Source organism: Streptosporangium sp. NPDC002721, assembly GCF_042888905.1.
Taxonomy (GTDB): Bacteria; Actinomycetota; Actinomycetes; order Streptosporangiales; family Streptosporangiaceae; genus Streptosporangium.
Window position 1 is genome coordinate 233808 of the sequence record NZ_JBIAQI010000006.1, and the last position, 10859, is coordinate 244666.

Sequence of the window (10859 nt, forward strand, 5' to 3'; positions counted from 1 at the left end):
CAGTGACACGAAGTGTCCAATACCTCGCACATTACGCGAAGAAGCACACCTCGGATACAGTATGCGATTTCCCAACGACAGCCACGGGTGTCGGCTCAGGCGTCCGGACCGGGGTCATGAGGGCGCGGCCGGACGACGCGTGGGCCGGCTCAGGCGTCCGGACCGGGGTCATGAGGGCGCGGCCGGACGACGCGTGGGCCGAACCCCGGCGGAGCCGTGGTGGGCGCCGCCGGGGAACACGCGGATCAGGACCGGGCGGAGTCGTCCGCGTCCCGGAAGCGCTGCCGCAGCACTTCCTTGCGTACCTTCCTGGCCGCGTTGCGCGGAAGCTCGTCGACGACGAACACCCGCGAGGGCCGCTTGTAGCCCGCGACCCGGCCGGAGAGGAAGCCGATCACGTCCTCGCCGGTGACGGAGGCTCCCGGCGAGGGGGTCACCGCCACGGTGACGGCCTCGCCCCAGCGCTCGTGGGGCGTGCCGAACACGGCCGCCTCGGCGAGACCCGGCATGCCCGCCAGGACCTTCTCCAGCTCGGCCGGGTAGACGTTCATGCCACCGGTGATGATCATGTCCTTGACGCGGTCGGTGATGTAGACGTATCCGGCCTCGTCCACCCGGCCCGCGTCGCCGGTCCTGAACCAGGGGCCGGTGAACGCCTCGGCGGTGACGTCCGGCCGGTTGTGGTACCCGGCGAAGAGGGTGTCGGACTCCACCGCGAGCTCGCCCACGGCACCCGGCGGGAGGGGCTCGCCCGCCTCGTCGAGGACCCGCACGCTCGCGACGGGCATCGGCCGCCCCACGGAGGCGTGGATGTCGTCGGCCTCGCAGCCTGGCCCCCAGTCGGCGGCCGTGGTGGCGGTGACGGGCGCGCCCGTCTCGGTCATGCCCCACGTCTCGATGTAGCGGCTCCCCACCAGGTCGACCATCTCCCTGACGAGGTCGGGCGGGAGCGCGGAGGCCGAGTGGAGCACCGTGCGGAGGGTGTCGAGCACCTCGGGGCGGCGCCGTACCTCCGCGACGAAGGCCGGGGCGAGCGGGCTGGGCACGTAGGTGAAGGCGGACCGCTCGCGGATCATCGCGTCGACCCACGCGTCCGGCGCCAGCCCCGCCATGAAGGAGAGCGTGCCGCCGAGGTACAGGTGCGGCAGGACGACCCCCCACAATCCCGCCACGAACGAGAACGTGCCGGTGAACGCGCACGTGCCGCCCGGCGCGAGCCGGTAGTGGAAGGGCATGTGCCGGATGATCCTGGCCAGCGTGGCGTCCTCGACCACCACGCCCTTGGCGTCGCCCGTCGTCCCGCTGGTGTAGCCGATCACGGCCGGGAAGCCGCCCGGTCCCGGCTCGGGAAGCCGGTCGGAGGCCCCGGCGAGCAGGTCCGCGTAGCGGAGCGCGCCCCGGGCGGGCTCCCGCCCCGCGCTGACCAGGACGCCGGGCCCGGCGATCGCCTCGGCGACCTCGGTCCGGCCGTCGGTGTGCAGGAACGCCCGCACGCCGGCGTCGTCGACGATCGCCTGGACCTCCCCGGCCCTGAGCCGGTCGTTGACGTGCACGGCGGTGAACCCGCCGAACGCGCAGGCCACGTACGCCTCCAGCGCCTCGACCCGGTCCTCGGCCATCAGCGCCACCCGGTCGCCGGGGCGGACCCCGAGCCCGTGCAGGGCGTTGGCGAGCCTGGCGGCGTTGGAACCGAGCTCGCGGTAGGTCCGCCGCTCCCCGTGCGCGACCATCGCGGTCCGCCCGCCGAACCGCCGCACGGCGGCCCGCAGGAGAGCACCCCAGCCGTCCGGCGCGTACGGGCCCCGCGAACCCGGCGAGCTTCCCGCGCCCGCCGCGTCCGGCAAGCCCGATGAACCCGGCAAGCTTCCCGCGCCCGCCGCGTCCGGCAAGCCCGATGAACCCGGCAAGCCCGACGGACCCGCTGCACCCGACGGGCTCGGGGTGCGGTGCGGGCTCGGTGCGCCGTGCGGGCCGCCCTCGGACGGCCCGCCGGGTCCGGCCCCCCACGAGCCGGACCCGGACGGACGACGGCCGGGCGCGCCCGGCCCGGACACCTCGGAGCCCGGTGTCCCGGAACCCGGTGCCGCGGAGCCGGGAGCTCCCGGGCCGCGCGGGGCGGGGGTCGTCATGCCGCGAAGTCCGCGCCGAGACCCATCCCGCGCAGCAGGGTGGCCCGATCGTAGTATTCCAGCCATTCGGTGACGAACCCGTCCGCCACGCTCAGCACGCCGACGACCGGGACCTCCCCGTGGTGCCCCCGGACGTCGAAGACGTCGAGCCGTTCCAGGAACACCCGGCCGTCGATCACCCCCAGCGCCCGCACGTGCAGGGTGAGCCGCTCCAGGCCGTCGGCGAGGACGGCGAGGCGCTCACCGATGGCCTCGCGCCCCCGCAGGGGCTCCTGCATCACGCTGTGCAGCACGCCGTCCGGCGCGAACAGCCCGACCACGCGGTCCCAGTCGAGGTCGTTCCACGCCTCGACCATGTCCCGTACCACCGACAGCTTCGAGTCGTCGTCCATGCCTCACGCTCCCTTTTCCACGGCCGTCATCTCGTTCCTGAGACGGCGCTTGAGGATCTTGCCGACGGGGTTGCGGGGCAGCGCGTCCCGCAGCTCCAGGCGTTCGGGCAGCTTGTACGAGGCGATGCGGCCCGCGCGCAGGTGGCCGACCAGCTCGCCGAGGGTGAGCGTGCTCCCCTCGCGCGGCACCACCACCGCGCACACCCTCTCCCCCAGTACGTCGTCCGGGTAGCCGACGACCGCCACGTCCTGGACTCCGGGGTGGGCGGCGATGAGCCCCTCCAGCTCGGCCGGGGCGATGTTCATGCCTCCCCGGATGATCAGGTCCTTGGCCCGGTCGACGTAGCGCAGGAACTCCCCGCGCTCCCCGGCGATCTCGAAGACGTCCCCGGTCCTGAGGTAGCCCCGCTCGTCGAAGGGGTCGGCCACCCGGTCCCCGCGCAGGTAGCCGGGGAACACCATCGGCCCCTTGATCCGCAGCTCTCCGGGACGGCCGGGCTCGGTGACCTCCTCCCCGGTGTCGGGGTCGACCAGCCGTACCGACACCTGCCCGGAGATCCGGGAGCTCCAGGTGATGCCCGGCACGCCGTAGCGGGGGAAGTACCTGGCCCGCTGCTCGGGGTCGGGCACGTCGTGCGGGTCGGTGAGCAGCGCGATGCCCTCGTTGGAGCCGAAGAAGTTGATGATCCCGATCCCGTGGTCGTCCTGCCAGCCCCTGACCATGGAGGGCGCCAGCGGCACCGACCCCGATCCGATGAGGCGGAGCGACGACAGGTCGGCCGTGGCGAGCAGCTCGGCGCGGGCCAGCAGCAGGGTGAGCAGGGCGGGCGGCGCGACGGTGTAGGTGACGCGCTCCTCGGTGATCTGCCGCAGGAACGTCGGCAGGTCGAAGGGGTGATGCTGGACGAGTACGCCGCCGACGCGCAGCCACGGCAGGAACATGCCGTTGATCCCGGCCATGTTGACCATGGGGAAGGGGTTGAGCAGCACGTCGTCGCCGGTCAGCCGGGGCGCGTCGACCGTCGCCCAGCTCATGGCCAGCCAGTCGTAGTGGGTGCGGGGCACCCCCTTGGGCGTGCTCTCGGTGCCGGAGGTCCAGCAGATCGTCACGCAGTCGTTGGGGTCGGCGGGATGCGCCTCGGCGTACGCCCGGACGGCCCTGCCCGCTTCCCCCTCCTCCCGTACGACGGCCTCCAGCTCGGCGTCCAGGTCGACGGCCCCGGCGGGCAGGGGTCCGCCACCGCCGGCCGAAGCTCCGTGAACCAGCAGGACCCGCAGGTCGGGCAGGGCCGTGCGGACCTCCTCCGCCGGGTGCCGGTCACCGACGCGCGCCGCGGTGAGGAAGGCGGCGAAACCGGCGAGGGCGCCGAGCTCCGCCACCTCGTGCTCGCGGTACTGGACCGGGAGCGGGGAGACGACCAGCCGCAGCCGCCAGCACGCGAGGTAGACGACGACCAGCTCGACCGTGTTGGGCAGCTGGACCGCCAGCACGTCACCGGTGCCCAGGCCGTGCCGCAGCAGCACGGCCGCGAGCCGCGTCGCCTCCTCGTCGAGCTCGCGCCAGGTGAGGCGCCGGGGCCCGGCGTCCACCAGGGCCCGTTTGTTGGGCGGGTCCACGACGGCGAGGCGGTCGGGCTCGGCGGCCACCCGGGCCGCGAAGAGCCCGTCCATGGTCTCGTCCGTCCACCAGCCCCTGGCGGTGTACTCCTCGACCCTCTCGGGCGGGTGCAGTCCGGTCATCCCCGTCACCGTCCTCAGTTGCCCTGCGCGTAGTTGTGGGAGATGTCGACGACGTCACCGGCCGGTTCGAAGGTCTTCTTCTCCGCCGACCACACGAACGGGCGGAAGGCCATGATGCCGAGCGCCTGTGTGGGCGACATCTTCCAGTCGACGCCGTCGATGAACATCGGCGGGTGGTACTCCTGGGTGCGGGCCGTGTTCATGATGCCGAGGCGGCTGAGCCCGTCCGGGGAGGAGGCGGCCGTGGTGAAGACGTCCACCAGCAGGTCGGCGATGGCCCAGCCGTTGACCGAGTAGTTGTTGAGCGGGGCCTTGTTGCCCTGCGCCTCCATGTCGGCGAGATACCGCTTGACCGCCTCGTCCTCGGCGTAGATCGGGTTGCCCGGGTCCTTCAGCCAGACCATGATCTGCTGCCCGTCCGCGGCCTCGCCCGCGGGCTCGTACAGCGACTTGCCGTCGACGCAGTTGGCCGGCTGGATGAAGGTGTCGGGCTTCCACCCGGCGCGGCCGACGGCCATGCTCAGGGTGAGGCAGTCGGTGGTGACCCCGGCGTCCACGAGCACCTGGGCGCCGCTGGCCTTGAGGGTCGTCGCGGCGGCGTTCGGGTCGGTGAGCGGCGCCTCCTTGATGATCTTGAGGTTGGTGCCCTCGACCGCCTTCTTGAACCCCTGCGCGTACCCCTGCCCGGACTCGGTCTGGTTGACCGCGAGCGCGACGGTCGCGCCGTCGGGGTACTTCTTCTTGAGCTGCTCGACGACGACGGCCATCTCCACCTCGGCGGAGGGGAGATACTCGGTGGTCCAGGGGAAGTTCTTCGCGTCCCGGTACGCGGGCACGGACGCCTGGCCGAACAGCAGCGGCACGCACGCCTCGTTCTGGTCGTCGGCGACCGCGTTCAGCTGGCCCGAGCCGAACGTGTTGAGGACGTGCACGCCGTCCTTCTGGATCAGCTCGTTGACGTTGGCCTTGGCCTTCTCCGGGTTGAACGCGTCGTCCTTGGCGACGACCTCCAGCTTGACGCCCCCGACGCCCCCGGCGGCGTTGGCCACCTCGAAGCGGGCCTTCATGCCGTCGATGACGGCGCCGACCGCCTGGGCGAGCGGCCCGGACAGGGCGGCGCTCCAGCCCACCTTGAGCGTTCCGGTGATCTTCTCCCCGGTGGCGTCCGGGTCGGCGCAGCCGTCGACCGGTGTCACGCCCTGCGCGGCGGCGCCCGGGGCGCTCTCCGCTCCGGCCGCGGGGGCGGGGCCCGCCGGGTCGGCGCCGCCGCATCCGGCGGCGAGCATGGCGGCCGTCAGGCCGATCGCGGCGAGGTGTCGGGTTCTCATCTGCGTTCTCCCAGGGTGTCGCTGGTGGGGGGTGAGGCGGCGTCGCCACCGGGCGGCGGGGCACCATCGATGGGCGTGGCACCATCCGGGGGTGGAGCCTCATCGGAAAGCGAGGTCTCGCCGGAGGACGGAGCGGCCCGGTGGCCGCCGCCCGTCGCGGGGCCGATGTGGACGACGCGCCCGGCGAGCCTGCCGAGGACTCCGGCGATGCCCTGGGGCATCAGGAAGACGATCGCGATGAGGATCGCGCCGAAGAGCACGCCGGACACGTGGCCCGAGGCCAGGTCGGAGGTGAAGTAGGGCAGGTAGACGACGGCGAGGGCGCCGACGACCGGGCCGAACAGGGTGGCCGCGCCGCCGAGGAAGAGACCGGTGATGAGCTCGATCGACTTCAGCAGCGTGAAGGAGCCGTCGGGCGACAGCGCGCCCACGTACATGGCGAAGAGGCTGCCCGCCAGGCCGGTGACGGCCCCGGAGATGCCGAAGACCCCGGTTTTGATCGTCGCGAGGCGCACGCCCGAGGCCGCGGCGGCGATCTCGTTGTCCCTGGTGGCGATCATCGCGATGCCGAGGCGGCTGCGGGTGAGGTTGCGGACGAGGACGAGCACCAGGACCAGGGCGGCCACGCTGACCCAGTACAGCCACAGGCCGCGCTGGCCGACCGTGAGCCCGGTCCACTCCGGCGGGCCCAGCTGGCGGGAGCGGATGACGAGTCCCGCGGCACCCCCGGTGAAGTCCTCGAAGCGCCGGACGATCTCCGGGAAGGCGACGCCCACCGCGAGGGTGACCAGCGCCAGGTACAGGCCCCTGATCCGCAGCGCGGGCAGCCCGACGACGAGCCCCAGCAGGAAGCAGAGCACCACCGCCACCGGGATGGTCGACATGGGCGCGGCCCCGTACGAGACCACCAGGACCCCGGTGGTGTAGGCACCGAGCCCGAAGAAGGCCGAGTGCCCGATGGACAGCAGGCCGGTGTAGCCGGTGGCCAGGTTGAGCCCGCTGATCGCGATGGCGAAGATCAGCACGCTGGTGAACTGGCCGACCCGGAACGGTTCGGCGTACGAGCCCGCGACCAGCAGCAGGGCGGCGACGGCGAGGAGGGCGAGCCGCAGCCCCCGGTGCGCGGGCGACCCGGCGCGCACGGTGATCGGGAACCGGCGCGAGGTCTCGCGGGGGCCCCCGCCGGGCGGCGCCGCGCGGTCGCGACCGGAGGCGCCGTCGCGGGACAGGGCGGTCTCGGGGGTCACAGGCGCTCCATCTGCCGGGTCCCGAACAGCCCGGTGGGCCGGAACAGGAGGATGAGGACGATGACGACGAGTGCCGCGGTCTGCGGCAGCGTGCCGCCGATGAACTCGACGTAACCGGTGATCATCGCTTCGAGCACGCCGATGCCGAGCCCGCCCACGACCGCGCCCACCGGGCTGTCCAGCCCGCCGAACAGCGCGGCGGCGGAGGCGTAGATGAGGATCGGGAACATCGTCTGCAGGCTGAGCTGGTGCGGGGAGAGCGGGGTGAGCAGCACCCCGGCGAGGGAGCCGATGACGCCCGCGAGCCCCCAGCCGAGCATCAGGATGCGCCCAGTCGGCACCCCGCTGAGCGCGGCCGACTCGGGGTTGTCGGCGACCGCGCGCATGTGCAGCCCCAGGCGGGTCCGGTTGAAGAGCGCGAAGACCGCGCCGATCAGGACGATCACGAAGAGCCAGACGCCGAGCGCGTCCCAGTAGAGCCGGGCGCCGCCGACCGAGAGGAAATCGTCCAGCGCGCTGGGGAACAGGCTGGGCATCGTCTTGGTCTCGGAGTTCCACAGCAGCCCGGCCAGCGCGTTGAACGCGGTGAACAGCCCGAGCGCGACGATGAGCGAGGCCATGTCGTTGCGCCGCCTGATGGGTCTGATCAGGGTGCGTTCCACCACCGCGCCGAGCACGAAGCCCGCCGCGGCGGCGACCAGGGTCGCGATCCACAGGGGCACCTGGGCGGCGACGGTGAGCCACCAGGCGAGGTAGGTGGTGAACAGCGCCATCTCGCCCTGGGCGAAGTTGATGGTGCCGGTGCTGCGGAAGACCACCACCAGGGCGAGCGCCATGATCGCGTACACGGCGCCGTTGGTGACGCCGTCGAAGAGTCGTTCGAGGAAGATGTCCATGGGGGGCGCTCCTCAGTACCCGAGGTAGGCGCGTCGGACGCTCTCGTCGCCGCGGAACTCCCCGGCGGTTCCCGAGGCGATCACCCGGCCCACTTCGAGCAGGTAGACGCGGTGGGCCAGGCCGAGGGCGAGCTCGGCGTTCTGCTCCACGAGGAGCATCGAGACGCCCTGCTCGCGGTTGACGGTCGCCAGGATGTCGAACAGCTCGGCGACGATGCGCGGGGCGAGCCCGAGGCTGGGTTCGTCGCAGAGCAGCAGGCGGGGTCTGCTCATCAGGGCGCGGGCCACCGCGAGCATCTGCTGCTCGCCGCCCGACAGCGTGCCCGCGGCCTGCCCGGTGCGCTCGGCGAGCACCGGGAACACCGAGCACCAGCGCTCGACGTCCTCGCGGATGCCCGCCCTGTCCTTGCGGAGCGCGGCGCCGACGTGCAGGTTCTCCAGCACGGTGAGGTGCGGGAAGGTGCCCCGCCCCTGCGGGACCAGGCTGACGCCCCGCGAGACGACCGCGTCGGGACGCAGTCCGCCGAGGGGACGGCCCTCCAGCTGGACCGTTCCCTCGTACGGGAGCAGCCCGGCCAGTGCCCGCATGGTGGTGGTCTTGCCCGCGCCGTTCGCGCCGAGCACCACCACCGCCTCGCCTTCGCCGATCTCCAGTTCGACGCCGTGCAGGACCCGCGCCTGGCCGTAGCCCGCGCGCAACCCCTCGACGGTGAGCAGGCTCATGACGCCTTCCCCAGGTAGGCCTCGACGACGCGGCGGTCGCCGCGCACCTCCTCGGGGGTGCCGTCCGCTATCTTGCGGCCGAACTCCATCGCGACCACGTGGTCGGAGATGCTCATGACCAGGCCCATGTGGTGCTCCACCAGCAGGGCGCCGAGGTCGTGGTCGCGGCGCAGGCGGCGGATGAGCTCGCCGAGGTCGCGTACCTCCGCGTGGGTGAGCCCGCCCGCGGGCTCGTCCAGCAGGAGCAGTCTCGGTCTGGCGGCGAGCGCGCGGGCCAGCTCGACCCGTTTGAGCGTGCCGTACGGCAGCCCTTGGGCCGGCCGGTGCGCCACGTCGCGCAGGTCGAGCTCGGCGAGGATGTCCATCGCCTCCCCTTCGAGACGGCGCTGCCTGGCCCTGGTGCCCGGCCATCCGGTGAGCGCCCCGGCGAACCCCGCCCGCTCGCGGGCGTGGGCCCCGGCCACGGTGTTCTCCAGCACGGTGAGCGAGGGGAACAGGGCGAGGTTCTGGAAGGTACGGGCGATGCCGAGCCGCACCACGTCGTGCGGCCTGACGCGGGACAGGTCGGCGTCACCGAAGGCGATGGCGCCGGAGTCGGGGCGGTAGATCCGCGTGACGCAGTTGAACAGGGTCGTCTTCCCGGCGCCGTTGGGGCCGATGAGCCCGCATATCTCACCGGGGGCGACGGTGAAGCCGACCCCGTCCAGGGCCGCGACACCGCCGAAGCGGAGCGTCACGTCCGAGACCGTGAGGGAGGGCCGTTGTCCGGCTTCGTGGACCGTCTGCATCTGAGTGGCTCCAATGCGAGCTTTCATACTTCAGTTAGCAGTGCGTTGCTGGTCAGGTCTTACTACAACAGAAAGAGTGAGTGCGTCAACGGTCCTTAACCCGGTTGAAACTCGTCCGCAATGAGTCTTGGCCTACTCACTCTCTTAGTTGTAGCGTCGAGGGACCCACCCCTGCGAGGAGGCCCGACGTGACCGACCGGCGCGACGAAGCGGTGCAGGCACTGCTCGACAAACAGGAGATCTACGAGGTCCTGGCGCGCTACCTGCGCGCCGTCGACCGGGGCGACGTCGAGGGGGTGGCCGCGTGCTACCTGCCCGGCGCCACCGAGGACCACGGCGGGGTCTTCGAGGGCACCGCCGAGGACTACGTGAGCAGCGTCTCCCGCGTGCTCACCCACCCCAGGAGCCGGACCATGCACTGCATGACCAACGTGCTCGTCGAGCTGGCGGGCGACAGCGCGCAGGCCGAGTCGTACGTGACCACGTTCAGCCGGGTGAAGACCCCCGACGGGCTCGGCGACTCCTTCGTCGGCGCCCGCATCGTCGACCGGCTGGAGCGCCGCGACGGCAGGTGGGGCATCGCCCACCGCGCGCTCGTCTGGGAGTGGAACCACGACGCGCCCGTCTCGGAGACCTGGATCTTCGGCATGCTCGTCCCCGACCCGGCCGTCCTGGTACGCGGCGGCAAGCATCCCGACGACCTCGTCTACGACGGGCCGAACGGAGCGGCCAAGTGAGCGGGCAGGCGGGCGGGCAGGCGATCCGCGGCTCCGTCGCCCTGGTCACCGGTGGCAACCGCGGCATCGGCAGGGCCTTCGTCGAGGAACTCCTCGACCAGGGCGCCACGAGGGTCTACGCCGGGGCGCGCGACCCCGCCGACGTCGACGCCGAGCTGGTGGCGGCCGGGGCGGTTCCGGTACGGCTCGACATCACCGACCTCGACCAGGTCGCCGAGGTCGCCGCGACCTGCGCCGACGTGAACCTGCTCGTCAACAACGCGGGCTACTTCGCGGGCGAGCGGCTGGTGCTGACCGGCGACCCGCAGGCCGCGCGCCGGGAGATGGAGGTCAACTTCTTCGGCACCCTCAACATGATCCGGGCCTTCGCCCCGGTGCTCGGCGGCAACGGCGGCGGCGCCATCGCCAACGTGCTGTCGGTCGCCGCGATGACCCCGGCCCCGTTCATGGGCGGCTACTCCACGTCCAAGGCGGCGGCGCTGTGGCTGGGCACCATCGCCAGGGCCGAGCTCGCCGCGCAGAACACGCAGGTCACCTCGCTGATCGTCGGCTCGGTGGACACCCGGATGGCCGCCCACGTGGACGGCGCCAAGGAGGACCCGCGCGACGTCGCCAGGGCCGGGCTCAAGGCCGTCGCGCGCGGGGAGTCCGTCGCCGACACCGACTGGATGGCGATCGACGCCCGCGCCCGCCTCGCCCGCGACCCCGGCCGCTACGAACGCCAGCTGGCCAGGCTGCTCGACGTACAGAACCTGAGGACCGGCCGATGAACACGCCCGGCACGAGAACCGCGAGGACCGGCCGATGAACGCAGAGGACCGGCCGGTGAACACGCGCGCCGCACGAATCCCGGAGACCGGACGATGAACGCGCACGACA

10 protein-coding genes are annotated in these 10859 nt (G+C 72.5%); 2 read left to right on the plus strand and 8 right to left on the minus strand.

Annotation, left to right across the window (positions count from 1 at the left end; genetic code table 11):
* Positions 1–245 precede the first annotated feature (245 nt).
* The 8 genes from ACFYWM_RS10250 to ACFYWM_RS10285 form a co-directional block, all read right to left on the minus strand.
* Entirely contained in the window at positions 246–1844 is a 1599-nt protein-coding gene (locus ACFYWM_RS10250) for a class I adenylate-forming enzyme family protein (RefSeq protein ID WP_389911637.1), read from the minus strand.
* A gap of 281 nt (positions 1845–2125) precedes the next feature.
* Positions 2126–2521: a nuclear transport factor 2 family protein gene (locus ACFYWM_RS10255; RefSeq protein ID WP_389911639.1), complete on the minus strand. Its 396-nt coding sequence runs from the start codon at positions 2519–2521 to the stop codon at positions 2126–2128.
* A gap of 3 nt (positions 2522–2524) precedes the next feature.
* Positions 2525–4261 carry a class I adenylate-forming enzyme family protein gene (locus ACFYWM_RS10260; RefSeq protein ID WP_389911642.1) on the minus strand — a complete coding sequence of 579 codons (1737 nt, stop codon included), beginning with the start codon at positions 4259–4261 and terminating at the stop codon, positions 2525–2527.
* Positions 4262–4275: 14 nt separating this feature from the next.
* Positions 4276–5589, minus strand: a complete 1314-nt coding sequence (locus ACFYWM_RS10265; protein ID WP_389911644.1) for an ABC transporter substrate-binding protein — start codon at positions 5587–5589, stop codon at positions 4276–4278.
* On the minus strand, positions 5586–6836 hold the full coding sequence (locus ACFYWM_RS10270) for a branched-chain amino acid ABC transporter permease (RefSeq protein ID WP_389911647.1): 1251 nt from the start codon (positions 6834–6836) through the stop codon (positions 5586–5588). The genes ACFYWM_RS10265 and ACFYWM_RS10270 overlap by 4 nt, the downstream gene beginning before the upstream one ends.
* Entirely contained in the window at positions 6833–7732 is a 900-nt protein-coding gene (locus tag ACFYWM_RS10275) for a branched-chain amino acid ABC transporter permease (protein ID WP_389911650.1), read from the minus strand. Before ACFYWM_RS10275 ends, ACFYWM_RS10270 begins: the two co-directional genes overlap by 4 nt.
* 12 nt (positions 7733–7744) lie before the next feature.
* Positions 7745–8455 (minus strand): ABC transporter ATP-binding protein, encoded by a 711-nt coding sequence (locus ACFYWM_RS10280; RefSeq protein WP_389911654.1) that lies wholly within the window; start codon positions 8453–8455, stop codon positions 7745–7747.
* Positions 8452–9192, minus strand: a complete 741-nt coding sequence (locus tag ACFYWM_RS10285; protein ID WP_389911657.1) for an ABC transporter ATP-binding protein — start codon at positions 9190–9192, stop codon at positions 8452–8454. The genes ACFYWM_RS10280 and ACFYWM_RS10285 overlap by 4 nt, the downstream gene beginning before the upstream one ends.
* 239 nt (positions 9193–9431) lie before the next feature.
* On the opposite strand from ACFYWM_RS10285, the gene ACFYWM_RS10290 reads away from it, so the two are divergent.
* Together ACFYWM_RS10290 and ACFYWM_RS10295 are read left to right on the plus strand one after the other, a co-directional pair.
* Positions 9432–9980, plus strand: coding sequence for a nuclear transport factor 2 family protein (locus tag ACFYWM_RS10290; RefSeq protein ID WP_389911660.1), 549 nt, complete (start codon positions 9432–9434; stop codon positions 9978–9980).
* Positions 9977–10750 carry an SDR family oxidoreductase gene (locus tag ACFYWM_RS10295; protein WP_389911663.1) on the plus strand — a complete coding sequence of 258 codons (774 nt, stop codon included), beginning with the start codon at positions 9977–9979 and terminating at the stop codon, positions 10748–10750. The genes ACFYWM_RS10290 and ACFYWM_RS10295 overlap by 4 nt, the downstream gene beginning before the upstream one ends.
* The last annotated feature ends 109 nt before the right edge of the window (positions 10751–10859 follow it).

Bases quoted from the DNA above. Each gene is read 5' to 3' on its own strand.
- ACFYWM_RS10255 (WP_389911639.1), bottom strand. From the start codon at position 2,521: ATGGACGACGACTCGAAGCTGTCGGTGGTACGGGACATGGTCGAGGCG.
- ACFYWM_RS10260 (WP_389911642.1), bottom strand. From the start codon at position 4,261: ATGACCGGACTGCACCCGCCCGAGAGGGTCGAGGAGTACACCGCCAGG.
- ACFYWM_RS10265 (WP_389911644.1), bottom strand. From the start codon at position 5,589: ATGAGAACCCGACACCTCGCCGCGATCGGCCTGACGGCCGCCATGCTC.
- ACFYWM_RS10275 (WP_389911650.1), bottom strand. From the start codon at position 7,732: ATGGACATCTTCCTCGAACGACTCTTCGACGGCGTCACCAACGGCGCC.
- ACFYWM_RS10280 (WP_389911654.1), bottom strand. From the start codon at position 8,455: ATGAGCCTGCTCACCGTCGAGGGGTTGCGCGCGGGCTACGGCCAGGCG.